Here is a 23,915-nt window from a genome sequence, read left to right on the forward strand (position 1 = left end):
GACGCGTCGCTTGCGGCGCAGACGCCCATCGCGACACCTTTTCAGCGATCGTTCACCCTTCATTCAGCAATGTCGGCGAGAATGGTGGCGTGTAGGCGCAAAGCGCGTTGTCGTCAAAGGAAAAGCCGATGAAAATAGCCGTGGTCGCCACCTCTCTGGCGCTCGCTCTTTGCTACGCTTCCCCAATGGGCGTGACGCCGGCTCGGGCCGATTCCGCGGGCGCGGCTGTGGCGGCCGGAATCGGCGGCTTCGCGCTCGGAGCCATCGCTGGCGGCGCGCTCGCGCGCCCAGCGCCTCCCGCTTATTATCCCGCGCCCACGCCGGTCTATGTCGCTCCGCCGCCGCCGCGCTGCTGGACTGAAAGTCGTCCGCTTTTCGACGAATACGGCTATGTGGTCGGCTATCGCCCGCGTCGCGTTTGCGAGTAGCGGCGCGATCGGGAACGCTCGTCAGGGTATTGCGGGCGAGGGGACTTGCAATACGTGACCCGGTTGAAGCCGTCGGAAGTCAAATCCCGGATTGGCGGCGACGATCTCTCGCCAGCGGGTTCCGTCGCGATAAAGCTTGAAGGCGATTCTCCAGGGCGAGTCGCCGCTGACGACTATGTAGCGCGCAAGCGACCTTGCCTTGCCTGAGGAGGCTTCCCTCGGCGGCGCGCCGGAGGCTTGCTGCTCCGCCGCATCGGCTCTGGGAGGCGAGGGCGCAGCAACTGCCTGCGGAGGCGCCTCTTCCACGACGTCAAAGTCGCCGTGCAGCATCCCCATCCAGCAGCTCCAGGGAATATGGCCCAGCTTGTCGGGCGTGAATTCAATGGTTTGGAGCCCTGGCTTCACGTCGAATTCGAGATCGTAGCTCGGGACGACGATGCGACGATTGCAGGCGGTGACCTGCTTTCCGCGGATGATCCATTTGACCCGCGCGCCCCGGACGAGCACGAAGTGGCTCGGCGCATAGCCGGACTCGTTCACCTCCATCTCTATGATCTGGTCGGCCGGCGGAGGCCGAGCGACGGCGGACTCTGACGGACCAGCCGCCATGCTCTTCGACGACTCGTGCACGAGCGCCGCGTGCGGCTCGGTGGGATGAAAGGCGCCGGCGTTTTTTAACGCCGTGATCATGGAGCGCAGATCGGCGCCCGAACCGGTCAAAATCAAGCCGCGGTTGATCATCACCGCGCCGAGCACGATGACGATGGCGCCGGACAGCCGCAACAGCCGGTGCGTCACGCTGCTCGAGATCAGCGTCGCCAGAACGCCGAAGCTCATCAGCACGGGCAAAGTCCCGACGCCGAAGGCGAACAGCATCTTCGCGCCTTCGACGGCGCTCCCTGTTCCCGCCGCCATCACATACATTGCTTGCAGCGGCCCGCAGGCGATCATCAGCCCGTTCAACATGCCGATGACGAAAGGCCGATGTCGGGAGCGTGCCTCCTCCGCATAGATGAAATTCTGCAACGGGCGGGGAAGCCCAAGACGCAACCGACGCAGCGGGGCGAATAGCCCCAGCATGTTCAAACCGAAGACGATCAGGAACGCGCCAGCGAGCGCCCCGGCAACGCCCCGCACCATGGGGGTGAAGGCGATGAAGCCGCCGAGCAGGCCGAAGCTCGCGCCGATCAGCGTGTAGGAGACTGTTTTACCGGCGCCGTAAAGCGCATGCGAGAGATAGGAGCTGCGTCCTGCGCTCGCGTCATCGGCCGTATAGCTCAAGACGAAGCCGCCGCACATGCCGACGCAGTGGAATCCCGTCAGAAGCCCGAGCATGAAAATCAAGTCGAGGCTCAGGTGCTGGGTGATGTCGGGCTCGCCGCCTTTGCTGATCCATTCCGTATCGAAGAAAATAATCAGCAGGACGCCCATCAGGCCGATCAGCAAACCGGCAAATCTCTCCAGGGGACCGCGCCGCCGCTTAGGATTGTGCTGCTCATAGGTGCGATAGCCGGCGCGTTCGATCCTCTCGCGTATCGCGCCGAGATCCGTCAGAGTCGAATCGAAGGCGACGCTCACCGTTTCCGTCGGATAATCGGCTTTGACGCTTCGCACCCCCTCGAGCTTGCCGAGCCCGACCTCGATGACGCGCTCGCAACCGTGGCAATGCATGCCATGCGCATGCAAGACGACGTCGGTGTCGCTCATTGCGGCGGTCTCAGGTCGAGTTCAGACGCCAAATCGGTTTCTCGCTCGGTCACAGAGTGGGCGCTTTTCGCGGATCTCGACGCAACGCGTCAGCCCGGCCGAACCGCTGCTCAAATATTCGCCGAGCTCGGGGCGCGGAGCAATCCCCGCCGCGCGCGCCTCCTTGGTCCGTATTTGTACGAGAACGCAGAGAGCGCAAAGACGCTATCTGGCAAAGGAGGTTGAAACACCGGAACGCGAAGTCACGCAGGCAGCGGTTGAGCAAGTGGGCGACGGGAAAACGCGATGACTTCGAACCATGTGCAATATCTGCCGGTCAACCCCATTCTCTTCACGATTCTGCTCAGCGTCGCCGCGGCCCTTTTTCTGTTGGTGCAATTCGGCATTCTCAATTACGCCTACCGGCGCCTCGGGCTTTCGCCGAACTCCGCCTTCATGCTGCTCTTGGCGTCATTGGTGGGAAGCTATGTCAATATTCCTCTGGCGCAGCTGCCCAGCGAGCATCTCGAAGCGCAACATGCTGTGGACCTCTTCGGCATGCGCTATTCTTTGCCGATCGAGGTTGACTGGCCTGGCACCGTCGTCGCTGTGAACGTTGGGGGAGCGGTTGTTCCCCTTTTTCTGTCGCTCTACCTGCTTGTGCACAACCGCATCTGGATCAAAGGGCTTATCGGCGCCGCGATCGTCACGGCGGCCGTGCATGCGATGGCGCGGCCGGTATCGGGCGTTGGCGTGACCGTGCCGATGTTCGTGCCGCCCATCGTCACAGCGATCGTCGCCGTGGTGCTCTCGCGAGACCATGCGGCGCCCGTCGCCTATGTTTCTGGCAGCCTCGGCACGCTGATCGGCGCCGACATCATGAACCTGGGCGCCATTAACGGTCTCGGGGCGCCGATCGCCTCGATTGGCGGCGCCGGGACATTCGATGGGGTTTTTGTCGTCGGCGTCGTCGCCGTCTTGCTCGCAGGACTGCGGCGAAGCCGGCCGCGGACGACCGCTTCGTCGCCCTGGACCTAACTTGAAGACAGCGAGAGCGAGTCCAGTTCGATCGTGTGATTCGCGATCGAGACGCCCTTTACATGTAAGAGGGGTCGATCCGTTTCGCCGCCTCGATGAGCCCGCGGACGGAAGCGACCGATTTCTCAAACATGGCGCGTTCCTCTGCGTCGAGCTCGATCTCGAGCACGCGCTCCACGCCTTTCTCGCCGATCACAACGGGCACGCCGGCATAGACTCCGTCCACGCCATATTGGTTCGAGAGATAGGCGGCGCAAGGAAGAACGCGACGCTTGTCCTTCAAATGGCTCTCCGCCATCTCTATCGCCGCCGTCGCGGGCGCATAGAAGGCCGAGCCCGTCTTCAGCAGGGAGACGATCTCGCCGCCGCCCTTCCGCGTGCGGTCGACGATCGCGTCGATCCGCTCCTTCGTCGTCCAGCCGAGCCTGATCGCCTCGGGCAGGGGGACGCCGGCGACGCTGGAATAGCGGATGGAGGGGACCATGTCGTCGCCGTGGCCGCCGAGAACGAAGGCGGCGACGTCCTGGACCGAAACCTTGAACTCCTCGGCGAGAAAGAGCCGAAAGCGCGCGGTGTCGAGCACGCCGGCCATGCCGACCACACGGTGCGTCGGCAGGCCGGATCGCTTCTGCAGCGCCCAAACCATCGCGTCGAGGGGATTGGTGATGCAGATCACGAAGGCGTTTGGCGCATATTGGCCGATGCCGTCGGCGACCTTCGAGGTGATGCCGAGATTGACCGAGAGGAGATCGTCGCGGCTCATGCCCGGCTGACGGGGCACGCCGGCCGTGACAATCACAACGTCGGCGCCCTCGATCGCGGAATATTCCTGCGTGCCGCAAAGCCGCGAATCGGAGCCCGAGATCGGTCCCGCTTGGGCGAGGTCGAGAGCTTTGCCCTGAGGAACGCCGGCGACGATGTCGAAAAGGACGACGTCGCCCAATTCCTTCAAGCTTGCGAGATGCGCGAGCGCGCCGCCGATATTACCCGCTCCGATGAGTGCAATCTTCTTGCGCGACATTTCCCTTCCCCTCAATTTTTTATCTAAAACTGCTAGCCTGCTTTGAGTGCTGAGGGAAGCAGCAATCCGCGCTTGCCCCCGCGGCGCGGCGACTGGGCCGGCGGATGTGAGCGCGTTGCGAAACGCTATGGACAGGGCCATTCGCATTTGTTATCTCGCCCCTCTGTTCCGAGAGGGCGCGCCTAGCGTCTGCGCGGACGGGCGCATAGCTCAGTTGGTAGAGCAGCTGACTCTTAATCAGCGGGTCCAAGGTTCGAGCCCTTGTGCGCCCACCATCGCGCGGCGGCTCGCGAATAGCGGAACGCCAAGGCGCCGCCATAGCTCAGTTGGTTAGAGCACCAGATTGTGGATCTGGGGGTCCCCCGTTCGAGCCGGGGTGGCGGTACCACCGAAATCCAAAAGACAAAATCTCTCAGGGATTTCCCCATGATCGGCTTCGAGAGGCCTAGCCGCGCCGGCCACAGAGAAAGCTCACGGCTCATTGTCTTCATCTTGGCTGTCGTGTGCGCGCCAATGACTGCGTTCTCCGCGTCGGCGTCGGACGATCCCGCTTCCTCCTGCGCATCCGTTGGAACCGACGATCGCGTGAGGCCGATTACGGCCGGCCTCGTCGCCCCGGCGATTCGACTGTTCGGAATGCAAGGGCAGAGCGACGAAGCGCGCTCGATGCAGGAGAGCACGGTCTATCGCTGCATGCGCAGCGCGGTCTGGCTCTGCAATCACGGCGCAAACTTGACCTGCGCCAAGGCGGACACGCGTCTTTCGATCCCGAGCGTCACAGCCTTCTGCCAGCAAAATCCGAACGAAGCCTTCGTGCCCATGGTTGTCACGGGTCACGACGTCAACCATTCTTGGGGTTGCGTACGCGGGCAGGCGCGGGTCAAAGAGACAGAAGAACTCGATGAGCGCGGCTTTATCGCCGATCAATGGAAGCGCCTTGCTCCTTGAGCAGAACAAGGCGCTTTTCGCCTGTGGGTTTAAGCGACGCCTTGGGCGTTGAGGAAGGGGCCGTAGCGCTTGTCGATGTTGGGAATGTGGCTCGTCAGCCAGTCGACGACGAAAGCCGCTGTCTCGCCGGTGACCTCAGCCTGGCCGGCATGGAATTTCTTTTGCAGATCGAGGCAGGTTGCGACGAGCTTGTCGTGCTCCTGCTTGTGGGACGCCGTGTCCGGGTAGCCGAATTTGGAAAAATTCGCTTCCTCGGAAGCGAAATGCTCGGCGACTGTCGCGATCAACGCGTCCAGCGCCTTTCCGACCGCGGCGCGGTCCCCCGAACCCACCGCGTCGCCGAGCGCATTGACTTCGCGAAAGATTTCCTGATGTTCGGCGTCATGCGCCGAAACATTCGTCGCAAACTTTTCCTTGCTCCATTCGATCAAAGACATGTACGCCCTCCCTCGAGCACGGTTGTGACCGCCAACGAGTCGCGCAATTAAGTATAATCTGCCACGCGCAGCGGCAAATTACTATGCTCCCGATTTTTCTATCGGCGTTGATTTCGATCAACTTCGAGGGGAGACCAATTGACGCAGCCATTTATTTCTGCGTCTGGAGCGCGACCCGAGCCTCAGCGCCCGCAGCGCGGCGAGTTAGGGCAGGGGCTTCGGCAGAGGAAAGCCGACGCTTGGGCTGGCACCCATGACTGGCGCGTCTCCTGCTCGAAAGGAACCGCTCGAGCGATGAGCCATCGCGCCGAACCAAAAGGTCGAGGCGAATTTCGCAAAAGCCTGTCAACTTTTGCAAAATTCCGTCTACGCCGGCAGGATGAGCACCTTCGACTTGATCGGCGTCCGCGCATAGAGGTGGATCATGTCCTGGCTGAGGAGGCCGGTGCAGCCGCTCGTCACGCCGGTCCCGATCGTATCGGGGTCGCTGGTGCTGTAGATCGTGCAGACCGTGTAGCGCCCGTTCTGATAGAGATAGAGCACGCGGGCGCCGAGCGGATTCTCCAGGCCTCCAGGCATTCCGCGGGCATATTTGCGCGCCTCCGGCTGGCGCGCGATCATCTCCTTGGGCGGCGTCCAGGTAGGCCACTCGGCCTTGCGCCCCACATAAGCTTCACCGCTCCACAGGAACCCGGGACGACTGACATTGGCCCCGTAGCGTGTGGCGTTTCCGTCGCCGTCGATGCGGTAAACATAGTAATTGGCGGGATCGATGATGATCGTGCCAGGCGCTTCCTTGCTCTCGTAGCGCACCGTCCGGCGAAAATATCTGGGATCGACCTTCTTGAGATCGACCGCCGGGATCGGGAATTTTTCGTTGGGCACCGGCCCGTAAAGCGCCGCGATCTCGGGCGGGATCATGGCGTCAGTCGTCGCGCAGCCGGTAAGCCCCAGCGCGCCGAGACCAGCGGCGGAGCCGAGCAGAAAGGACCGGCGGTCTATATGCCCTGAGCAGAGCCCAAGCCGCGCCTGTTCGTTTTGTTCGTCGGCGTCGGCAATCCTAGCGTCCATGATCATGATTTTGAAGCTTCCCATGTCCTGTGGCCCGGCCAGAGAATATTCCGGCAAAAACCCTAACGCTTTTGTTGAGCTGCTATCGCTGTCACGCGGCTCGCTTTGCGCGCTCGGGTCGCGCGGCGCGGAACTCATTAAAGTCCAGGCGGCCTCGCATGCTCGCTTCAAGAATAATATGTAGATCGCGGCATTTTTCGGGTCATCGGCGGGGCTTTCTGTGGCTGCGATTGAACCCGTGCGCGTTCGGGAATGAGCGTCGGCTTTGACGCCGATCGTTCCGAGCGATTGATCACCAACGGCGAGCTATCCTGCGATTTTGCCTGCATCCAGGAAATCACAATAGTCGCCGGCGCAAAGCTTGACCTTGCGAGGGGCGCACCCATTTGAGCGGGCAGCGTCGCTTTCGCGCGCCCGGGAGATTTCCGGTGAAGGGGGGTTGCCAATGACTGCATTGCAATGGCTCGCCGCGACGGCGCTTCTGACAGCGCTGCTCACTCTGCCTTATGTGCTCGGTCGCATCGGGGCCGTCGGTCTGATGGGCGCGATGGCGAACCCGACTCCGGAACTCGAGGCTGGGGAGCCGTCTTGGGTGAGGCGCGGTAAGGCGGCGCATTATAATGCGGTGGAGAATCTCGTCGTTTTTGCAACGCTCGTTCTCGTTGCGCAGGCTTCGGGCGTCGCCGGGCGCCCGATCGTGGTCTACGCCGCGGCGATCTACTTCTTTGCGCGGCTCGCCCACTACCTGGTGTATGCGCTCGGGATTCCCGGCCTGCGAACGCTGACCTGGGCCGCTGGCTTCGTCGCGACGCTCATGGTGGCCTGGGCGATATTCGCTGGGTAGCCCGTCCGCAATTTCCCGTCCGGCTCGCCTAATAGGGCCGGGTCGGGTGGTAGTCGGCGTCTGTGCGCCTCACCTCATAAGCGAAGGGAATCATTGCCACCACGAACATCAAGACCCCCAGGATTATGATCGCCAATCGATAGTTCATGGCTCTTCCCCTTTTCTCTCGAATTGTGAAGCGAGCGCCTGCCGGCATTCTAGCGCGTCTCGTTGTTAGCTGCATTCCGGCAAGCGGCCCGACGCCTGCGCCGGCGGACCTCCAAAAGCTGGGGGGCGATGCGGATCGATCGCCTCCCGACGCCGCTCTCGGCGATCGAAAAGCGCTCGATCCAAATCCAAAGCTTAGAGCCTGTTCTGACCGGAAAACCGCTTCGCGCCTTCCGGGACATGCTCTAAGTCGCCCTCACTCGAACACGACCTGCGCCAGAGTGACCGCGCGGCTGAAGGGTTCGTCGGGGAGATAGCAGAGCGGGTTCATCGAGACCGGCGCCTCCTGGCAATGCCGGTGCGCGAGCGTCCAATGATAGCCGGCGGCCTTCATGCATCCCACAATGTGGTCCTGGATCACATGGGTCGTATCGCGTCCGCGCGCTTGCGGGTGAGCGCTTTCGCCCTCGAGCTCGCAAGCCGAAGTCTGGATCTGCTGCGCCTTGTAGAAGGAGGAGCTGGAGCCCGCGAGCATGGCCTCGCCGCCGGCGCCGAGGAGGAGGCCAATGATGATGGCGAGGCTCGCTTGCAGGCTGTTCGAGAAAACGAGTTTTGCGCCGAGGAAGTAGAGTCCTCCGAAGGCGGTCAGAAGGCAGGCGACGAAGACGAAGATGAGGATCATGGGACTCTCCCTTGGCGGGCCGACTCCCTGTCGGCTCTGCTGGGAGCCATCTGGTCATGCACTTAAATATGCGTCTGCGATTTAGTCCCTATCGGCGAGCAACGCCTTGAGCGCGGTAGCGTCGACGATCTCCACAGCGCCACGCGATAGGCTGACCCAGCCCGCGCGCTCGAAATTGCGCAATGCGCGCCCCACCACCTCGCGCGCCGTTCCGAGGTCGGCGGCGAGCGCGTGCTGGGTCGTCTCGATATGGCCCTCCGACTTGAGAATAGCGAGAAGCCGCTCGGCGAGGCGCACGTCAATGCGCGTGCAGACAATGTCTTCGATACGGGCCATCAGGGTCGCGATGCGCTGGCTGTACCCGCTGAAGACGAAGGCGCGAAACTGCGCGGACTCGCCCATCATGCGCTCGAAAGCCGACGGCCTCAGCGCATAGGCGACAACCTCGGTTTCGGCGATCGCCTCGGCGGTGTATTCCTCGCCCGTGAGCAGCCCCGCGATGCTGAGGATACAGGTTTCATGCGCGGAGACGCGATAGAGCACGATCTCGCGGCCCGTGCAGGTGATTTTCTGAACGCGGATGCTTCCCGAAACGACCAAGGGGAACTGGGCAGCCGTGTCGCCCGGACGAAAGGCGGTTGCGCCGGGCGGCAAAAGGATTCGCGTCGCCGAGGCTTTCAGCAGCGCTTTTGCCGAAGGGTCCATGCCGCGTAGCGCCGGCATGGCCTCGATCCAATCCATCGCGGGCGTCTGCATGAGGCGTTCTCATCCAGGGTTACGCGGCGTTTACGAGGCTGGCCCGAACGCAGCGCGACCCAGCGTATAGACCCGAACAATCGTCAGGGTTAGCTTTCTCCCAATGGGTCGAAGCGCGCAACCGGCCTTGGGTCTCTGTTCGATCGGAGCGTCACGGAGGATCGGCTGCGGACGCTGGTGGTTTTCTTTATTTCGCCTCCCTTCGACTGGCGGCCTCGCGGCCTCGTCGGCCCTCAACAGGATCTTAACGCTGAGCCTCGAGGCGAGACGGTTGAGTCGGAGGCGCCGTCGCGTTAGCAAGGACGCGACAAAGTTCGCGGCGGGCGGCTCGCGACAGTGCGCCTCTCTCGCGGGCCGCCAAATGCGTCGCGGGCGATTATTTCGATGGCGGCGCGCCGTTTGCCTGACGGCCAGCACATCGGGCCCTGAACGCGGCGACGCCTTGCCGCGCCCCCTGCGACGCACACGGGAAAAAATCATGACGCCGAGAAAACACAAGCTTGCCGCTTCCGACATTCTCGCCTGGCAGGACTATGCGCAGAGCCGGCCGGAGCATCGGCGCCGTCACGCCGAAAGGAAGCGCGACCGTCGCATCGAGGTTGGTCCTTATGTGACCTTCTATTTCGAAAACTTCGACACGATGTGGTTTCAGGTGCAGGAAATGATGCATATCGAGAAGGGCGGCGCGGAGCAGCTCGAGGGCGAGCTTGCCGCCTATAATCCGCTCATTCCTCAGGGCGACGAGCTTGCCGCGACCTTCATGATCGAGATCGACGACCCGCTGCGTCGCGCGCGCGTGCTGGACGGGCTCGGCGGGATCGAGGAGACCTCCTTCTTCCAGATCGGATCGGAGAAGATCAAAGGTCTGCCCGAGGCCGACCAAGACCGCACCAGCGCGGAAGGGAAGGCGAGCGCGGTGCAATTCGTGCATTTTACTTTCACGCCGGCGCAGATCCAGGCCTTCAAGACGCCGAATGCGCAGGTGATCCTCGGGCTCTCGCATCCGGGCTACAATCACATGGCGGTGCTGAACGAGTCGACGCGGGCGGCGCTGGCGGGGGATTTCGATTAAGCCCCCCACTATTGATCCTGGCTCTGCAGGCCTTAGGATAAGGGCTTCAGCAAAGGACAAAGCCATGCCCGAAGGCGCAAGGATTGTTCTCGATGCGCAAGTGCTCGTGGGAAAACCGATCGTGCGGGGAACGCGACTTTCCGTCGAGTTCGTCGTCGGTCTCCTGGCCGACGGCTGGAGCGAGACCGAGATCTTGCAGAATTATCCGACTCTCTCGCGTGAGGACATCATCGCCTGCCTCGCCTATGCGCGCGACATCCTGAGCTCGGAGAAAATTTTTCTGTCCTCGAGCGCGTGATCGGCGAGGCCCCAATCCCGCTCCCGCCAGAACGGCGACAGGGCGGCGGCGGTAATCTTTGCGCGCCCAAACTCGAAGCGCCGCCAGAGCGTCCGTCCCTCGGTCTTCGACGCAGTTCCGGAATGTAGGATGCGCTTTCTGGCTGATGAGAACTTTCCGGGTCTCGCCGTGGCGGCTCTGCGTTCGGCGGGCCACGACGTCCTGTGGATTTGCGAAGCGTCTCCGGGCTCTAGCGATCAGCAAGTTCTCCAGACCGCCAGCGAGGAACGGCGCATTCTTCTCACCTTCGACAAAGACTTCGGTGAATCGGCCTTCCGCGTCGGTGTGTCCATGAGTTCCGGCATCATTCTCTTTCGTCTCCCAACGCCGCCGGCGAGCCGTGTGGGGTCAATGCTCGCCTCGCGTATCGCGGAGCGGCGCGACTGGGAAGGGCACTTTTCGGTTGTGGAGTCGGGCCGCGTGCGAATGCGCAAGCTGACTGCGCCTTCCTGAGCCCGCGCCCCGCGACCAACGGCTGCGGGTCGCCTCGACTTAGGCTCTTTTCCGCGCGGAAGGGGCGTGATAAGCGCTCGGCTCTCGCGCGCGCGCAGAAAGCGCCGGCGCATTCTCCGCACCCGACACTGAGGAAAATGATGAGTCAGTCCGGTTTCTTCACCACCCCGCTTTCGGCTTCCGATCCCGAGGTTTTCAAGGCGATTGAGCTCGAGCTCGGCCGTCAGCGCGATGAGATCGAGCTGATCGCGTCGGAAAACATCGTCTCGCGCGCGGTGACGGAGGCGCAGGGTTCCGTTCTCACCAATAAATACGCCGAGGGCTATCCCGGTAAGCGCTATTACGGCGGCTGCCAGTTCGTGGATATCGCCGAGAATCTGGCGATCGAGCGCGCCAAGCAGCTCTTTGGCTGCGGCTTCGCCAATGTGCAGCCGAACTCCGGCTCGCAGGCCAATCAGTCTGTCTTCCTCGCGCTCGCGACGCCGGGAGACACGTTCATGGGCCTCGACCTCGCGGCTGGCGGCCATTTGACGCACGGCTCGCCTGTGAATCTCTCGGGCAAGTGGTTCAAGCCGGTCCCCTATACGGTGCGCAAGGACGACCAGCGCATCGACATGGAGCAGGTGGAGCGTCTCGCCAAGGAGCATAAGCCGAAGATCATCATCGCCGGCGGGTCGGGCTATTCGCGCATCTGGGACTTCGCGGGCTTCCGCAAGATCTGCGACGAGGTCGGCGCCATTTTCATGGTCGACATGGCGCATTTCGCCGGGCTCGTCGCGGCGGGGCTGCACCCGTCGCCCTTCCCGCACGCCCATGTCGTCACGACGACGACGCACAAGACGCTGCGCGGCCCGCGCGGCGGCATGGTGCTGACCAATGACGAGGAGATCGCCAAGAAGATCAACTCGGCGGTCTTCCCGGGCCTGCAGGGCGGCCCGCTGATGCATGTGATCGCCGGCAAGGCCGTGGCCTTCGGCGAGGCCTTGCAGCCCGAGTTCAAAGCCTATCAGCAGCGCGTCAAGGACAATGCGCAGACGCTTGCGCAGACCCTCGTTGATTCGGGGCTTGCGATCGTCTCGGGGGGCACGGAGAATCATCTGATGCTCGTCGATCTGCGCCCCAAGAAGATCACTGGCAAGGCTGCGGAAGCCGCGCTCGGCCGCGCGCACATCACCTGCAACAAGAACGGCATCCCCTTCGACCCGGAGAAGCCCTTCGTGACATCCGGCATTCGTCTCGGCTCGCCGGCGGCGACCTCGCGCGGCTTCGGCACGGCGGAGTTCAAGGCGGTCGGCGGCATGATCGTCGAAGTGCTGGACGGCCTCTCCGCCAAGGGCGAGGAGGGCAACGCCGCGACGGAAGCCGCGGTGAAGGAGAAAGTCCACGCGCTGACGGCGAAGTTCCCGATCTACGCTTATTGATGGAGCTCGAGCCCTCCCTCAGAGACAAGGGGGAGGGCGCGTCCGACTCGCGCGGGATGAAACGCAGGGGGGCCGCAGGCTCTCGCGAAACTTTGCCGAAAGGGGCGGGGGGCATCGGCACTGCCCACGCGGTAGCGGCGCTCCAGCACGCGATCCATCGTTACTTTATCTGGCTGATCCTTTCGTCCTACGTTCTCGCCGCCGTCTTTCCCGGACTCGGCCTCTACTTTCGCAGCGCCGAGCTTGGCGCTGTCAGCCTACCGCAGGGCAAAATCGCGGTTTCGCTGCCGCCGCTGATGCTGGCCTTCCTTCTCTTCAACGCAGGGCTTGGCGTCAGGACCGCCGAATTATCGAGCCTGCTGCGCAAGCCGGGCTTGCTGCTCGCTGGCGCCGCCACGAATGTCGCCGCGCCGCTGGCCTTCATTGCCAGCGTTAGCCTCCTGTTGGCGTCCTGGAGCAACGCCGACGAGACGCAGCGGATTCTTGCCGGTCTGGCCCTGGTGGCCTCGATGCCGATCGCGGGGACCTCGACCGCCTGGGCGCAAAACGCCAATGGCAATCTTGCCTTGAGCCTCGGCCTGATCCTGCTGTCCACCTTATGCAGTCCGATTCTTTCGCCGCTCGCGCTGCACGCGGCAGGCTTCCTCACAACCGGCGACTACTCCGAAGACCTGCATGAGCTGGCCCAAAGCAGCGCCGGCTCCTTCCTCGGAGTCTGGGTCATTCTCCCGTCTCTGCTAGGGATCGCGACCCATAAACTGCTTGGAGAGCGGCGGGCGGCTTCACTTTCTCCCTACATGAAGATCATCAATTCCGTGGTCTTGCTGCTACTCAACTATTCGAACGCTTCGCTGAGCCTGCCGAGCCTCGTTGCTCAGCCCGATTTCGATTATCTCGCGGTCATGGTCGGCGTCGTGGTCGCCCTCTGCTTCTCGATGTTCGCGGCTGGCTATCTCCTGTCGCGGGCCTTTCGCACGGAGCGCGCCGCCATGGCGTCGTTGATGTTTGGACTCGGCATGAACAATAATGGCGCGGGGCTGGTTCTCGCCTCGCTCGAGCTGACCGATCATCCCGGCGTGATGCTGCCGATCATCTGCTACAATCTCGTCCAGCATTTCGGCGCGTCGCTCGCCGATCGCCTAATCGCCCGCGGCGGGTTCTCGAGGCCGCATGAGGAGCGCGCTCAGACCGAGTGAGCTTGGGCGTCGTCAGCCACCTTTGTTTGCCCGGGCGAGGTTGAGCGCGAGCAATTTTTCCAGCTCCTGCGCCGCCGCCCGCTCGGTCAGCACATGATTCTTCCATTTTCTGATAACTTTCGCGGGCTCGTGCCTCTGGCGGGGAGCGAAGACCCGAGACTGTCCGATCTTCTTGGAGAGAGAAGGCAGGGGCGAGGCGCTGGGTTATTCAAGAGGAATCGGACTCCCGCTGTCCAGACCATCGTGAGCTTGGCTTGCTTTCCTGCCTTGCCGTCGCCCGCCGCGATGGGTAAGCAGATCAATCCCGCTCGAGAAGACGCAGTCATGCGCTGTCCCTATTGCAGCTCGCCCGACACGCAGGTGAAGGATTCGCGCCCCGCCGAGGATAATTCGGCGATCCGGCGTCGCCGCGTCTGTCCCGACTGCGGCGGGCGCTTCACGACCTTCGAGCGCGTGCAGCTGCGCGAGCTTGTGGTGGTCAAGAAATCCGGGCGGCGCGCGCCTTTCGATCGCGACAAGCTGATGCGCTCGGTCGAGATCGCCTTGCGCAAGCGGCCGGTCGATCCCGAGCGCGTCGAACGCATGGTCAATGGAATCGTGCGCCAGTTGGAGAATTCCGGCGAGCCCGAGGTCGAGAGCGCGCGGATCGGCGAGCTGGTGATCGAGGGCCTGCGCGCGCTCGATCCCGTCGCCTATGTGCGCTTCGCCTCGGTCTACCGCGACTTTCGCGAGGCGCGCGACTTCAACACCTTGATCGACGAGCTGGAGAGCGCCGGCGCTTGGCAGACGGACGCGGCCCCCGAGAAAAAGCTCTAAGCCGCCGCGTCATAAGTCTGAGAGACTTTTCGCCGAGCCTCAGACCCTTCATAATCAACCGGCTTCCCGCCCGCGAGCGCCGCAAACGAAGGATGAAGCCTTGGACGCTCTTTTTATCGGCCATTCCTATATCGACGTGACGATGCTCGCTCCCTGCCTGCCGCAGGGCGACGAGAAGGCGATCGCGCAGGACTATGCCGTCTCATTTGGCGGCAACGCCGCCACTGCCGCCTTTTGTTGCGCCAAGCTCGGGACGCCGCCCGATCTCCTCGCTCCGCTGGCCCGAGACTGGCTTGCGCATATGTTCCAGGACATGGCCGCGACCTTCGGGCTGCGCCTGCACACGCGTCGCGTCGCGCGCTCCTCGCTCTCCTTCGTGTTTCCGCAGGAGGGCAAGCGCGCCATATTGCGCGCGCGGGACGATCACTATTTGCAGGATTTTCCGCGCCTCGACATCACGTCGGCGAGGCTCCTGCATCTCGATGGACATATGCCCGACGCAGCCATGCATTACGCTAGGGCGGCGCGGGAGAAGGGCATTCTGGTCTCGCTCGACGGCGGCGCGCTGCGCCCGGGGCTCATCGAGCTCCTTGACTTCGTCGACGTGGCGATCGTGGCGATGGACCTCTGCCACAAGATGCGGCTCTCCGAGGAAGAGATGCTCGACTTTCTCACGAGCAAGGGCGTGCGCATAGCGGGAGTCACCGACGGCGCGCGCGGCCTTCTCTGGCGCGAAGGCGGCGGCGCCCCGCAGCGTCAGATCGCGCTCAGCGTGCCGAGAGAGCGAATCATCGACACATCGGGCGCAGGCGACGTCTTCCACGGCGCCTATTGCGCCTCCTACCTCGATAATCCCGACGCGCCCTGGAGCGAGCACTTCGACTTCGCTCGCGCGGCCTCCGCGCATAAGGTGCAGCACCTCGGAAATGAGGCGGGGCTACCGTCTAAGGCCGATATTCTCTTGGCGCAGAGGCGTTACGGCGAGGCGGCGTGAGCGCTTCCGCGCCGCGAAATCGGGCCGGATTGAAAGCAGTCAGCGATTTACGCCAAAAGGGGTTGGCAAGCCGCGTCGCCGCTTGCTATATGCGCCGGACGTTCCCCGATAGCTCAGCTGGTAGAGCACGCGACTGTTAATCGCTAGGTCGTAGGTTCGAGTCCTACTCGGGGAGCCAGTCGCCTTTGTTGCTGGGCGATAGCGTTGCTGGAGAGGTGGCAGAGCCTGGTTGAATGCACCGCACTCGAAATGCGGCATACGGGAAACCGTATCGGGGGTTCGAATCCCTCCCTCTCCGCCATTCGCCGCGCATTCGGCGAAGTCTGACTTCGCGGCGCATGTTTTGACGAAGCTCCGCGCGGCGCTCGTCGCGCCCGCTCTGCTCCTCGGCATGGCGTCAAGCGCTACGGCCTGGCGCGACTTCGCCGCTGTCCCTCAGCGCAAGCGGCTTCGGAGATGTCAGCGATAAGACGCCTTTCACAGAGCAGGCGATCGCCTCGGCGCTTCCCGGATTTGAAATTAAGAAAACAACGGATGGAAGAGAGGACACGAGCTGGACCGCCTTCGTCGCCGAGCGGGATGGCTTGAAAGTTCTCCTCGGCCCCGGTGAGGGGAAATCCGAAGGCGAAAGGTTCCACACTCGTCTCCTGAGGAATGCTGAGGGTCCGAAAGGTTTCTTCCTGGAAGGCGGGAATGGTCGCGTCGGCTATCTGAAAGTTTCCGGCCCGAAAGGCGCGACGGTCGCGGGGATCAGAATCGGCGAAAAATTCTCTGATGTGTATGGCGAAGCCGCCCCGATCACGGGGGCCGCGAGCGGCGCCAACTGTGTCGCCGGCCTGGAGGAACTCCAGGACTCTATCCTGTGCGCGGCTCCCGGACTCCCTCACGTCATTCTGCAATTTCAGTCCAATCGCGGGGAAATCCCCGAACTCGCCGAACCCTTTTTCCGCAAGAAACTGAATTCCTGGATTCTGCGCGCCCTGGCGCTCCGCTTTACGCCAGCCGATTAGGTTGCTGCGCTCAAGCTCAACCAAGCTTCAACATGCCGACATGTTGCTTGAGAAATTGGCGCGCGTATCACCACTTCCATGTGGTCAGTTATAGCTGGCTCTGAAGTCGGCTGACCCGTTTGGGAAGCCGGTCGAATCTTCAGTTCTCCTTAGTTGATCGCGAACTTCCATGATCACGCGACCGGCCCAATTGAACCCCTGGCCGTCCGGCCCGGTTCCCCAAAACGGCTCGGACGGAGAGTCTTCAATCAGTTCGGCGTCACCTGTTGCGAGCAGCAGTGCTGCAAGGTCGGGATTTTGGGAGAATTTTGCCAAGTCGGCGCGCCGCATGATCTCGAGTTTGACGTCATGCCAATCTGGCCGTGGCATGACGCTGTTCTTCCGAAACCAGGACTGCTGCGCCGAGCGCCCGGGCGCCATCGGTTGAGCGGCAAGACGCTTGGCGAGACCGGGCGTTTCCGCAGCGCGTATGGCCGCCCGGTAGTCTGGGTGATCCGACTTTTGAGCCTGGTAGAAATGCTCCACCGTCACCCAATGATCGTTATCGAGCGTGATGGGCGAGGGGTGGAAGTGGGAGAGAAAGCCGAAGGCTGCGTGATCCCTCGAAAAATACAGGATGCGGCCATCGGCCGGAACGGGTGCTGACTCAATCACGATGGGCCTCGATACCGGGGGGAGACGACAGCCTGAGAGATTTCGCCTTAGCCGTGTCACTAATGCTTTGATCCTCCTCGCCATGACGATCATAACTTCTCGAACGGTTCTGGTAAGCCTCGGCATAATTCGGATCGAGCCCGATCGCCTTGCTGTAGCCGGGGATTGCCTGGATTTTGTCCCCCATTGTGGCGTGGGCGACGCCCCGGCCTTCGTAGGCGAGCGCGGATTTTCCACTTGCGGAGGCGCAACCAGAGCCCGGCTTCGCCAGAGCCTGGCCTGATCGAAGTCATAGGCTACGCCTTCGGCGGTCTGGCTATGATCCGCCAACCACTCGTATTCCGAGGCCCGCGCCAGGCATTCGGCGCGCGAAAGGTTGACGGGAGTCATACGTCGCATTTGCCAGCTCCGAGTTGTCCTTTGCGATCATCACCCGAGACGACCCGGGCTTGCCTTTCGTGAGCGGCCAGCGCGGCTTTTGATTCCGCCACGCGCGCTGATCTGTGAGCCCGACATGTCGCCAAACGCGAGTTGAATCGGGTCCAACGCAATCGAGCAACATCAGGAGCAGTCATGAATTGGCTCGCCTGAATGAGCAACTCCGCAAACGCCAGGTCGGGCGAGGCGGCATGGCTTTCATGACTGTCCGGGGTTGTCATGAGGCCCCGGTCTCGCGGTTCTTCAGCCAGCTTCGGACGCGCATCCAGATCTCTGCCATGAGGGCGCCCGGAATCGTCTTGCTGTCGCGCCGGACACGATGGGTGAGCGGGCGCTCGCCAGTTGAAAGCAAGGCTTTCTGTGCCGGAAGATGCTGGGTGAATTTCGCTCGGCAGGCCTGCAGCATGAGCGCGCGATGGTTAGCGCTGCCGGCGACATAAGTTCGCCCGTCATAGCTGAAAGTCGCCGGCGTCGGTCCCTTCGGCGCCGCAAATTTGGCGTCGCGTCCCGAAAGCGCCGCAACGCGTCGTCGATCTTCCTCCAAAGGATACTTCAGGCCCTGCCAAAAGCCCTCGATGCTCGCATAGGTTTTGTCTCTCAGCGTGAAGGGAGTTTCGGCCAGATTGCTGATCGGCAGCCATTGTTCCTCAATGTCGTAGACAATATTGATCGGTTCGCGACAGGCCTCTTCGCGTGGGCCGAGATCACGGAGGGCGCCGCCCTTTGCGGACCCTCCGTCGAAGTAGAACACGTGACCCCGGGTCGTCTCGCTCCACGCTGCGAATTGGGCGCGCTCATCTTCGGTTTCAGCGGCGAAGACGAGAATTCCGGTCTTAAGAATGACGCGCATCGTAAAATCTCGTTGGCTGAGGGAGGCTCAGTTGACGGTTGGTATCCGAGTCACTTTGGCACGCCCAGCCTCCGTCACAGCCTTGATCTCGGCATTCGCCCGGAGGGGCATGGGGCAGGCTCTGGGCTTCGCAAAGCCGTGGATCGGCCGAACTCTCCTGAATGATCGCCTTACACAGCGGAAACTGGCTGTGTTTGGGCCATGATGATTGAGACCGACACGCCTTCAAATCCAGGAGCCGACGAATTGAGCGCCGCCACCGCCAAATGACCGGCGGCCTCTGCAAATACAACTAATTGATTTAGCACGGAAAACTCACAAGATAGTAATGCCGCCAGAGTGGTTGAGCCGAAAAGCCTCCACACTGCAACTCTCCTAAATGCGCGCTTGCGCGCCACGCGACAGATTGTTCGCCCGCAGGAAGCGCGACCTCGTCGCTCTCATCGTAGACAACGCCGCGCGAATTCCAAACCATGCCGCCCCAATTGAACACGGCGATGCGCGGGCTCTCGTTGCGTGGCAGTCCAGCGACCACGCGCTCGTAATAGGGTAGCGCGACGACGAAGTGGAGGACGTCTCCAAGGACCGCGCAGCTGCGCAAGAAGATGGTTGGATAGAGGCAAACCAGGACGGCCGCGACGGGAAGCGCGGCGCACGCCAGGGAAGATTTCCAGAGCCCGCGAGCCGCAAAGCGGACGCACAGGATCAGCGACCGGGCAGCGACAAGCGCCCATAGCAGAAGCAGAAGCGGGACGCCGATCAAAACATAGATCGGGTTTGCGGCGAGCGGCGACGCCCCCAACAGGATAAGGCAGAACGGGACGCCAATCCCGTAACGAAGAACGGATCGCATTTTGACACTCTGGAACTGATTCGGCTGCGGCCTCAGAATCAGACGGACGCATCTTCGTAGTTTTCACCCCCGCGAGCGCGTTGACGATCGATCTCCGAAATGGGCTCGCAAGCGTTCAAGGCGTGTGCAGAATTCTTGTTCGGTGAGGATTGTCTCGCAAGGGTCCGACTTTCCCATTCGATGGGTGAGCGGCGCCTCTCCCGTCGCCGCAAGCGCATTCCGGAATTTTGGCGCCTGGGCGAAGAGCGCGTCATAGGCGCGGTCAAGCAGCTTCTGATAGGCGTCCGACAGCCGGTCGACGGGCTTTCCTTGCCACCATAGCGTTCCGCTGTTCCAGTCTTCTTGGCGCCCCCGGCTTTGCGCCTCGGCTCCAGAGAGACGGCAGACGCGAGCCTGCTCGGCGCTGTCCTGAATTTTCAGACTTTGGAGAAAACCCTCCATCGAGCCACAGGCTATCCCGTCCAACGCGAAAGCGTGCGGAGCAAAATTGCTCAGGGCGCCGGCGGGGAAGGGCGCTTTGGCTTTGATGTCGACGGGGTCACAGCTCATCTTGGGGACTTCGCATTTTTGGAAATGCGCCGTCATCACGCTCTTCGTCGCCGTGTATAAAAGCAGGCCGCCAAGCGCGGGCGAGCGCAGACACCGTTGTGATCACCTGAAAATCTTACCTGGCCGTCTTGCCGACGCGGCGGCCCGCGCCATTATGCAGAGTCGGGCGAAAGCCGCGCAGCCGGCCCGCAAAGGCGGCGGCGCGCGTCACGGCGAAGCGGAGGAGGCGGATTTGACGACCAAGACGACTGCGACGACCAAGACGACAAAAGCGCATGAGACTCGAAACGATCTTGCCTCGAATTCCAAAGCTACGGCCATCGGGCTCCTGAACGCACGGCTGGCCGACTCGATTGATCTCGCGCTCGCGACCAAGCAGGCGCATTGGAACATGCGCGGGCCGAATTTCATCGCAGTTCATGAGATGATCGACGGGTTCCGCACACAGATCGACGGGCACGTCGACACGATCGCGGAAAGGGTCGTCCAACTCGGCGGCGTCGCGCTCGGCTCCACGCAGGCGGTCGCCGGCGCCACGGCCCTGGAGCCCTATCCGCTCGACATTTCAAAGCTCGAAGATCATCTCCACGCGCTGGCGGACCGCTACGGTAAGGTCGCGAACGCGGTGCGCGGGGGAATCGACGCGCTGGACGAGGCGGGCGACGCCGACAGCGCCGATATTCTCACGAACTACTCGCGCGATCTCGACAAGGCGCTTTGGTTCATCGAAGCGCATATCGTGCCATGAGTTGAGAGGCGCATACCGCGCCTGAGCTGAAACGGGACGCTGCCGCGTCCTCGGTTCAGAGCGCGGGATCGATGACGCGCACGCGTTTCGTCGCTCCATCAGGCCCAGTCACCTGACGGTAGACGCCCTGATCCAGGCCCACGCCCGCAGCCGCGGATTCGGCTGGCGGCGAGGCCACGGCATCGATCACGCGTGTATCCCGCCGCGTTTGGCCGTTGGCGACGCGCCGGCTCGCCCCGCCGATCGGCAGGGGCCGCGACAACCGCTCCGCTTCCTCAGCGGTGAGGATCGAATCGTGATGCCGTTCGAAGGAGAGCAGACGCTCCGCGCCCTCGAGCGCTTGCGCCCAGCTCACATCCGGCGGCTTGCAGCTGCAGGCGGCGTTGCGCTGCTTCTGGAACTTCAGCGCGTTCGGGAGGCTCATATAAGGCTGGCCGTCCATCGAGACGGCCGTGTCGACGTCCCGCCACAGGGATTTCGTGAAGACCGCCGCTTCCGCATTCGGACATTGCGCCTGACAAAGCGAATTAAGGTCCTGAAGATTGCCATGGTGCGCCGAGTAGCTCACCGGGAAGAAACCGCCGTCGCATTGGCGGACGCAAATCGCCTCGGAGCCGCCTTGGGCGTGGTATTCCCCATCCGGATCGCCGGGATTGAGGACGCCGCCGCCCGGCCCGTCGACCGTCGGCTCGTCGCGGCGCGGAACCATGCCAAACAGCGCTTCGAAAATATTCGAGGGCTCGGCTTGTCGGGCGGCGCGATCGCCGTGCCGGCATTCGGCGTCGTAGCGGGCCAAAAGGGCGCTGCGGTCTGAGCCTCCCCAATAGCCGCCCGACGTCGGACTAGCGACGCTCGATAGCTGCGCGATCCGAGACTGCAGCCCTCCGCACTCCGCCGGCTCGCTGGGGCCAAAGATCAGGAACGCGCCGCGGCCGCAGCCGATGGCATGGGCGCGGTATTGCAAGCGGCGAAGCTCGGCGCTCTGCCGGCCCGAGGCGCGCTCGCCGCCGCTTCGGGCGATCTGCGCGCGTAGATTCTGGCAATAGGCGCTGTCATCGGGGCGCGCCGCCGCAGGCTGGAGAAAGATACCAGCCAAGGCCAAGGCGCTGAACAGCGTAATCGCAAGCCGGCTCGCGCCGAGGACGCCAGTCGTCCGATGATCAGCGAGGTTTCGCATCTCGTTTCGCACGCTCCTGGCGCAGATGGACGCGGGAAGGGCCCCGGAGAAGGACTATCTGTGAACTCGCCGTTACGATCAACGAACTTTACGGCGCTTTCACGAAGAAGCTGCGAGGCGTGTCTTTGGCGCCACATTATGGAGCCGCTCATCGGCGGAATCGAAGAACTTCCGTAGGTTGCGCGCAGCTTGTCGGATGCGTTGCTCGTTTTCGACGAGCGCGAGACGCAGGAAGCCTTCCCCGTGCTCGCCAAAGCCCACGCCCGGCGCAACGGCGAGATCCGCCTTCTCGATCAGGAGGCTGGAGAATTCGAGGCTCGTCAGCTCGGCGAAGCGCTCCGGTATCGGCGCCCAGGCGAACATCGAGGCTCGCGGCGAAGGAATGGTCCAGCCCGCCTGCGCGAAGCTTTCCACCAGCACGTCTCGGCGCCGGCGATAGATCGCGCGCATCTCGGCGATGCAGTCCTCTGGGCCGTTCAGCGCCGCGGCCGCCGCGACCTGAATCGGCGTAAAGGCCCCGTAGTCGAGATAGCTCTTGACGCGCGCCAGCGCCGCGCAAAGCCGCTCGTTGCCGGCGGCGAAACCTATGCGCCAGCCGGCCATCGAGAAGGTCTTGGACATGGAGGTGAACTCGACGGTGACGTCGATCGCGCCGGGCGCCTGCAACACCGACGGCGGCGGTTCGTCGTCAAAATAGACCTCGGCGTAGGCGACGTCCGAAAGGATGAAGATCTCGTGCTTTTTGGCGAAAGCCACCAAGTCTTTGTAAAAATCGAGCGAGGCCAAGGCGGCGGTGGGATTGGCGGGATAGCAGACCACCACGGCGATCGGCTTCGGGATCGAATGCTTGACCGCGCGTTCGAGCGCCGCAAAATATTGGGGAGTCGGCTCGGCCGGTACAGAGCGCACGACCCCGCCGGCCATAAGGAAGCCGAAGGCGTGGATCGGATACGAGGGGTTCGGCGTAAGCACCACGTCGCCCGGGGCGGTGATCGCCTGCGCCATATTGGCGAAGCCCTCCTTCGACCCGAGCGTCGCGACGATCTGGGTTTCGGGATCGAGCGCGACGCCGAACCGGCGCCGATAGTAACTGGCCTGCGCGCGCCGCAGGCCCGGAATGCCCTTCGAGGCCGAGTAGCGATCGGTGCGCGGTTTTCCCGCCGTTTCGACGAGCTTCTCGACGACGTGACGGGGCGCTGGGAGATCGGGATTGCCCATGCCGAGGTCGACGATGTCGGCGCCTCCCGCGCGCGCCTTGGCCTTCAGGCGATTGACCTGCTCGAAGACGTAGGGCGGCAGGCGTTGGATGCGATAGAAGTCCGGCATAGCTGTTCCAGGGCGTTTAGCGCGCTTGTCCATCGAACGGCGTCGTTCGAGCGACGAGAAAGCGCGCCGGATTAAAACGTCGGAGCGAATTCAGATCGCAAAAGTTACTTTTGCCGAATTCGCTTCAGATTTTCGCCTGCGCTTCTTAGCGCGCTTTCCGCTCGAACGGAATCATTCGCGAGAGCGGAAATCGCGCCAGATCAAAAAGCTGAAGCAGGTCACATGATTCTGTCGAGCTCACAGACTCCGCTTCGCCGCTTAGACCGGTTGCGAGATGGCGCAGATCACGCTGCGTTCAGGCGAAAAACCGGTTTCCACTTTTCGTATCGCGCTCTAGGAGCATGTCACGGCTGCGAGCTAGGGATCCTGCTGGTCGAGCTTGACTTTCGCCGGCTTTTTTCCTCCTAACGGACCGGGCGCATGGACGCCTTGAGCGGCCCGCTGATTCGCGGTCCTGGCGTTCTCGAGCGAGGAGGCCAGGGCGTCCAGCTCGGCGGCGCTCTTCTTGTGGTTCGTCTTGTCGGTCGGCGCGAGTCGCTCGTACTCCGACTGATCGGGGCGGGCGCGCTCGACGAAATCGGCGGCGGGCGGAGGCGCCGATCTCAGATGGAGAATCTCGGCGGCCTCCCCGATAGCGCCGCCCGGAGATTGCGCATGCGCCGGGCCCGCGGCGCAGAGAAGCGCCAGCGCCGCGGCGAGAGCGCAAAAATCCAAGACCGGCTTTGCGAGTGAAGCGCGCTCCACCTTTCTGGACGCAGTCGCGTTTTCCACCTTCGGGCGATTACGCTCAAACGCAGCGTGATCTAAACGGGCGCAGGAGGCGGCGGCCGCGACATTTCGTCTCGCCTGCGGTTCGCCGCAGCCTAGCGAAAATCGCTTTCGCGGCGCGCCGCGGCTGGCGTCGTGCGTCGTCATCGGCATGATGCTAAATTATCCCAATTCGGAGCCGTGAAGCGCCATGGC

The 23,915-nt window shown here is 62.9% G+C and carries 27 protein-coding genes and 4 tRNA genes; 17 read left to right on the forward strand and 14 right to left on the reverse strand.

Features of this window, described 5'->3' with window-relative positions; genetic code table 11:
* Nucleotides 1-128 precede the first annotated feature (128 nt).
* Nucleotides 129-428 (forward strand): hypothetical protein, encoded by a 300-nt coding sequence (locus QMG80_RS13130; RefSeq protein WP_085773216.1) that lies wholly within the window; start codon nucleotides 129-131, stop codon nucleotides 426-428.
* Nucleotides 429-449: 21 nt separating this feature from the next.
* Here QMG80_RS13130 and QMG80_RS13135 read toward each other — a convergent pair whose 3' ends face one another.
* Nucleotides 450-2,135, reverse strand: a complete 1,686-nt coding sequence (locus QMG80_RS13135) for an urease accessory protein UreH domain-containing protein (RefSeq protein ID WP_085773217.1) — start codon at nucleotides 2,133-2,135, stop codon at nucleotides 450-452.
* Nucleotides 2,136-2,420: 285 nt separating this feature from the next.
* Between QMG80_RS13135 and QMG80_RS13140 the strand changes: the two genes are divergently transcribed.
* The gene (locus QMG80_RS13140) at nucleotides 2,421-3,152 is read left to right on the forward strand and encodes a DUF1614 domain-containing protein (protein WP_085773218.1); all 732 of its coding nucleotides are present in this window, start codon (nucleotides 2,421-2,423) and stop codon (nucleotides 3,150-3,152) included.
* Between the two features lie 58 nt (nucleotides 3,153-3,210).
* On the opposite strand, the gene mdh is transcribed toward QMG80_RS13140, so the two are convergent.
* Entirely contained in the window at nucleotides 3,211-4,173 is a 963-nt protein-coding gene (gene mdh / locus QMG80_RS13145) for a malate dehydrogenase (RefSeq protein ID WP_085773219.1), read from the reverse strand.
* A 199-nt stretch (nucleotides 4,174-4,372) separates the two neighbouring features.
* Here mdh and QMG80_RS13150 point away from each other — a divergent pair.
* The 3 genes from QMG80_RS13150 to QMG80_RS13160 all read left to right on the forward strand — a co-directional run bounded on the left by QMG80_RS13150 (nucleotide 4,373) and on the right by QMG80_RS13160 (nucleotide 5,121).
* A tRNA-Lys gene (locus QMG80_RS13150) sits at nucleotides 4,373-4,448 on the forward strand.
* A gap of 36 nt (nucleotides 4,449-4,484) precedes the next feature.
* Nucleotides 4,485-4,561, forward strand: a tRNA-His gene (locus QMG80_RS13155).
* A gap of 38 nt (nucleotides 4,562-4,599) precedes the next feature.
* Nucleotides 4,600-5,121, forward strand: coding sequence for a hypothetical protein (locus QMG80_RS13160; RefSeq protein WP_085773220.1), 522 nt, complete (start codon nucleotides 4,600-4,602; stop codon nucleotides 5,119-5,121).
* 29 nt (nucleotides 5,122-5,150) lie between these two features.
* Here QMG80_RS13160 and QMG80_RS13165 read toward each other — a convergent pair whose 3' ends face one another.
* The gene (locus QMG80_RS13165) at nucleotides 5,151-5,558 is read right to left on the reverse strand and encodes a bacteriohemerythrin (protein WP_085773221.1); all 408 of its coding nucleotides are present in this window, start codon (nucleotides 5,556-5,558) and stop codon (nucleotides 5,151-5,153) included.
* Between the two features lie 366 nt (nucleotides 5,559-5,924).
* On the reverse strand, nucleotides 5,925-6,635 hold the full coding sequence (locus QMG80_RS13170) for a L,D-transpeptidase family protein (protein ID WP_085773876.1): 711 nt from the start codon (nucleotides 6,633-6,635) through the stop codon (nucleotides 5,925-5,927).
* A 439-nt stretch (nucleotides 6,636-7,074) separates the two neighbouring features.
* Between QMG80_RS13170 and QMG80_RS13175 the strand changes: the two genes are divergently transcribed.
* Complete coding sequence (locus QMG80_RS13175; protein ID WP_085773222.1) at nucleotides 7,075-7,473, forward strand: MAPEG family protein; 399 nt, start codon at nucleotides 7,075-7,077, stop codon at nucleotides 7,471-7,473.
* A 403-nt stretch (nucleotides 7,474-7,876) separates the two neighbouring features.
* Here QMG80_RS13175 and QMG80_RS13180 read toward each other — a convergent pair whose 3' ends face one another.
* Nucleotides 7,877-8,302 (reverse strand): hypothetical protein, encoded by a 426-nt coding sequence (locus QMG80_RS13180; protein ID WP_085773223.1) that lies wholly within the window; start codon nucleotides 8,300-8,302, stop codon nucleotides 7,877-7,879.
* Nucleotides 8,303-8,383: 81 nt separating this feature from the next.
* Complete coding sequence (locus tag QMG80_RS13185; protein WP_085773224.1) at nucleotides 8,384-9,058, reverse strand: Crp/Fnr family transcriptional regulator; 675 nt, start codon at nucleotides 9,056-9,058, stop codon at nucleotides 8,384-8,386.
* Between the two features lie 478 nt (nucleotides 9,059-9,536).
* Between QMG80_RS13185 and QMG80_RS13190 the strand changes: the two genes are divergently transcribed.
* The 9 genes from QMG80_RS13190 (at nucleotide 9,537) to QMG80_RS13230 (ending at nucleotide 15,648) form a co-directional block, all read left to right on the forward strand.
* Complete coding sequence (locus QMG80_RS13190; RefSeq protein WP_085773226.1) at nucleotides 9,537-10,130, forward strand: DUF3501 family protein; 594 nt, start codon at nucleotides 9,537-9,539, stop codon at nucleotides 10,128-10,130.
* A 64-nt stretch (nucleotides 10,131-10,194) separates the two neighbouring features.
* Nucleotides 10,195-10,428 carry a DUF433 domain-containing protein gene (locus QMG80_RS13195; RefSeq protein ID WP_085773227.1) on the forward strand — a complete coding sequence of 78 codons (234 nt, stop codon included), beginning with the start codon at nucleotides 10,195-10,197 and terminating at the stop codon, nucleotides 10,426-10,428.
* Between the two features lie 129 nt (nucleotides 10,429-10,557).
* Nucleotides 10,558-10,920 (forward strand): DUF5615 family PIN-like protein, encoded by a 363-nt coding sequence (locus tag QMG80_RS13200; protein ID WP_085773228.1) that lies wholly within the window; start codon nucleotides 10,558-10,560, stop codon nucleotides 10,918-10,920.
* Nucleotides 10,921-11,060: 140 nt separating this feature from the next.
* Nucleotides 11,061-12,341, forward strand: a complete 1,281-nt coding sequence (gene glyA, locus QMG80_RS13205; RefSeq protein WP_085773229.1) for a serine hydroxymethyltransferase — start codon at nucleotides 11,061-11,063, stop codon at nucleotides 12,339-12,341.
* A 56-nt stretch (nucleotides 12,342-12,397) separates the two neighbouring features.
* The gene (locus tag QMG80_RS13210) at nucleotides 12,398-13,537 is read left to right on the forward strand and encodes a bile acid:sodium symporter family protein (protein ID WP_085773878.1); all 1,140 of its coding nucleotides are present in this window, start codon (nucleotides 12,398-12,400) and stop codon (nucleotides 13,535-13,537) included.
* Between the two features lie 324 nt (nucleotides 13,538-13,861).
* Nucleotides 13,862-14,353, forward strand: a complete 492-nt coding sequence (nrdR, locus tag QMG80_RS13215) for a transcriptional regulator NrdR (RefSeq protein ID WP_085773230.1) — start codon at nucleotides 13,862-13,864, stop codon at nucleotides 14,351-14,353.
* Nucleotides 14,354-14,453: 100 nt separating this feature from the next.
* On the forward strand, nucleotides 14,454-15,347 hold the full coding sequence (locus tag QMG80_RS13220; RefSeq protein ID WP_085773231.1) for a PfkB family carbohydrate kinase: 894 nt from the start codon (nucleotides 14,454-14,456) through the stop codon (nucleotides 15,345-15,347).
* Nucleotides 15,348-15,449: 102 nt separating this feature from the next.
* Nucleotides 15,450-15,525 (forward strand) — tRNA-Asn (locus QMG80_RS13225).
* 31 nt (nucleotides 15,526-15,556) lie between these two features.
* Nucleotides 15,557-15,648 (forward strand) — tRNA-Ser (locus tag QMG80_RS13230).
* A 103-nt stretch (nucleotides 15,649-15,751) separates the two neighbouring features.
* Here the strand turns inward: QMG80_RS13230 and QMG80_RS13235 are convergent.
* The 5 genes from QMG80_RS13235 to QMG80_RS13255 form a co-directional block, all read right to left on the reverse strand.
* On the reverse strand, nucleotides 15,752-16,381 hold the full coding sequence (locus QMG80_RS13235) for a hypothetical protein (RefSeq protein WP_245300000.1): 630 nt from the start codon (nucleotides 16,379-16,381) through the stop codon (nucleotides 15,752-15,754).
* A 60-nt stretch (nucleotides 16,382-16,441) separates the two neighbouring features.
* On the reverse strand, nucleotides 16,442-17,011 hold the full coding sequence (gene ybiA, locus QMG80_RS13240; protein WP_158658892.1) for a riboflavin biosynthesis intermediates N-glycosidase: 570 nt from the start codon (nucleotides 17,009-17,011) through the stop codon (nucleotides 16,442-16,444).
* Between the two features lie 655 nt (nucleotides 17,012-17,666).
* Nucleotides 17,667-18,299 (reverse strand): NADAR family protein, encoded by a 633-nt coding sequence (locus QMG80_RS13245; protein WP_085773234.1) that lies wholly within the window; start codon nucleotides 18,297-18,299, stop codon nucleotides 17,667-17,669.
* A 301-nt stretch (nucleotides 18,300-18,600) separates the two neighbouring features.
* On the reverse strand, nucleotides 18,601-19,152 hold the full coding sequence (locus QMG80_RS13250) for a hypothetical protein (protein WP_085773236.1): 552 nt from the start codon (nucleotides 19,150-19,152) through the stop codon (nucleotides 18,601-18,603).
* A gap of 63 nt (nucleotides 19,153-19,215) precedes the next feature.
* A complete protein-coding gene (locus QMG80_RS13255; RefSeq protein ID WP_199769002.1) occupies nucleotides 19,216-19,737 on the reverse strand; it encodes an NADAR family protein in 522 nt (173 codons plus the stop codon).
* Between the two features lie 118 nt (nucleotides 19,738-19,855).
* On the opposite strand from QMG80_RS13255, the gene dps reads away from it, so the two are divergent.
* A complete protein-coding gene (gene dps / locus QMG80_RS13260; protein ID WP_085773237.1) occupies nucleotides 19,856-20,449 on the forward strand; it encodes a DNA starvation/stationary phase protection protein Dps in 594 nt (197 codons plus the stop codon).
* A gap of 55 nt (nucleotides 20,450-20,504) precedes the next feature.
* Here the strand turns inward: dps and QMG80_RS13265 are convergent, their stop codons facing one another.
* Together QMG80_RS13265 and QMG80_RS13270 are read right to left on the reverse strand one after the other, a co-directional pair.
* Nucleotides 20,505-21,626, reverse strand: a complete 1,122-nt coding sequence (locus QMG80_RS13265) for a DUF2865 domain-containing protein (protein WP_085773238.1) — start codon at nucleotides 21,624-21,626, stop codon at nucleotides 20,505-20,507.
* Between the two features lie 99 nt (nucleotides 21,627-21,725).
* A complete protein-coding gene (locus tag QMG80_RS13270) occupies nucleotides 21,726-22,952 on the reverse strand; it encodes an LL-diaminopimelate aminotransferase (protein ID WP_085773239.1) in 1,227 nt (408 codons plus the stop codon).
* A gap of 25 nt (nucleotides 22,953-22,977) precedes the next feature.
* Here QMG80_RS13270 and QMG80_RS13275 point away from each other — a divergent pair, with 25 nt between their 5' ends.
* The gene (locus QMG80_RS13275) at nucleotides 22,978-23,178 is read left to right on the forward strand and encodes a hypothetical protein (RefSeq protein ID WP_085773240.1); all 201 of its coding nucleotides are present in this window, start codon (nucleotides 22,978-22,980) and stop codon (nucleotides 23,176-23,178) included.
* A gap of 131 nt (nucleotides 23,179-23,309) precedes the next feature.
* On the opposite strand, the gene QMG80_RS13280 is transcribed toward QMG80_RS13275, so the two are convergent.
* Entirely contained in the window at nucleotides 23,310-23,666 is a 357-nt protein-coding gene (locus QMG80_RS13280) for a hypothetical protein (RefSeq protein WP_158658893.1), read from the reverse strand.
* Between the last annotated feature and the right edge of the window lie 249 nt (nucleotides 23,667-23,915).

This window comes from Methylocystis bryophila (genome assembly GCF_027925445.1).
GTDB classification, from domain to species: domain Bacteria; phylum Pseudomonadota; class Alphaproteobacteria; order Rhizobiales; family Beijerinckiaceae; genus Methylocystis; species Methylocystis bryophila.

Bases quoted from the DNA above. Each gene is read 5' to 3' on its own strand.
- QMG80_RS13130 (WP_085773216.1), top strand. From the start codon at position 129: ATGAAAATAGCCGTGGTCGCCACCTCTCTGGCGCTCGCTCTTTGCTAC.
- QMG80_RS13135 (WP_085773217.1), bottom strand. From the start codon at position 2,135: ATGAGCGACACCGACGTCGTCTTGCATGCGCATGGCATGCATTGCCAC.
- QMG80_RS13140 (WP_085773218.1), top strand. From the start codon at position 2,421: ATGACTTCGAACCATGTGCAATATCTGCCGGTCAACCCCATTCTCTTC.
- mdh (WP_085773219.1), bottom strand. From the start codon at position 4,173: ATGTCGCGCAAGAAGATTGCACTCATCGGAGCGGGTAATATCGGCGGC.
- QMG80_RS13160 (WP_085773220.1), top strand. From the start codon at position 4,600: ATGATCGGCTTCGAGAGGCCTAGCCGCGCCGGCCACAGAGAAAGCTCA.
- QMG80_RS13165 (WP_085773221.1), bottom strand. From the start codon at position 5,558: ATGTCTTTGATCGAATGGAGCAAGGAAAAGTTTGCGACGAATGTTTCG.
- QMG80_RS13170 (WP_085773876.1), bottom strand. From the start codon at position 6,635: ATGATCATGGACGCTAGGATTGCCGACGCCGACGAACAAAACGAACAG.
- QMG80_RS13175 (WP_085773222.1), top strand. From the start codon at position 7,075: ATGACTGCATTGCAATGGCTCGCCGCGACGGCGCTTCTGACAGCGCTG.
- QMG80_RS13180 (WP_085773223.1), bottom strand. From the start codon at position 8,302: ATGATCCTCATCTTCGTCTTCGTCGCCTGCCTTCTGACCGCCTTCGGA.
- QMG80_RS13185 (WP_085773224.1), bottom strand. From the start codon at position 9,058: ATGCAGACGCCCGCGATGGATTGGATCGAGGCCATGCCGGCGCTACGC.
- QMG80_RS13190 (WP_085773226.1), top strand. From the start codon at position 9,537: ATGACGCCGAGAAAACACAAGCTTGCCGCTTCCGACATTCTCGCCTGG.
- QMG80_RS13195 (WP_085773227.1), top strand. From the start codon at position 10,195: ATGCCCGAAGGCGCAAGGATTGTTCTCGATGCGCAAGTGCTCGTGGGA.
- QMG80_RS13200 (WP_085773228.1), top strand. From the start codon at position 10,558: ATGCGCTTTCTGGCTGATGAGAACTTTCCGGGTCTCGCCGTGGCGGCT.
- glyA (WP_085773229.1), top strand. From the start codon at position 11,061: ATGAGTCAGTCCGGTTTCTTCACCACCCCGCTTTCGGCTTCCGATCCC.
- QMG80_RS13210 (WP_085773878.1), top strand. From the start codon at position 12,398: ATGAAACGCAGGGGGGCCGCAGGCTCTCGCGAAACTTTGCCGAAAGGG.
- nrdR (WP_085773230.1), top strand. From the start codon at position 13,862: ATGCGCTGTCCCTATTGCAGCTCGCCCGACACGCAGGTGAAGGATTCG.
- QMG80_RS13245 (WP_085773234.1), bottom strand. From the start codon at position 18,299: ATGCGCGTCATTCTTAAGACCGGAATTCTCGTCTTCGCCGCTGAAACC.
- QMG80_RS13250 (WP_085773236.1), bottom strand. From the start codon at position 19,152: ATGCGATCCGTTCTTCGTTACGGGATTGGCGTCCCGTTCTGCCTTATC.
- QMG80_RS13255 (WP_199769002.1), bottom strand. From the start codon at position 19,737: ATGACGGCGCATTTCCAAAAATGCGAAGTCCCCAAGATGAGCTGTGAC.
- dps (WP_085773237.1), top strand. From the start codon at position 19,856: ATGCAGAGTCGGGCGAAAGCCGCGCAGCCGGCCCGCAAAGGCGGCGGC.
- QMG80_RS13265 (WP_085773238.1), bottom strand. From the start codon at position 21,626: ATGCGAAACCTCGCTGATCATCGGACGACTGGCGTCCTCGGCGCGAGC.
- QMG80_RS13270 (WP_085773239.1), bottom strand. From the start codon at position 22,952: ATGCCGGACTTCTATCGCATCCAACGCCTGCCGCCCTACGTCTTCGAG.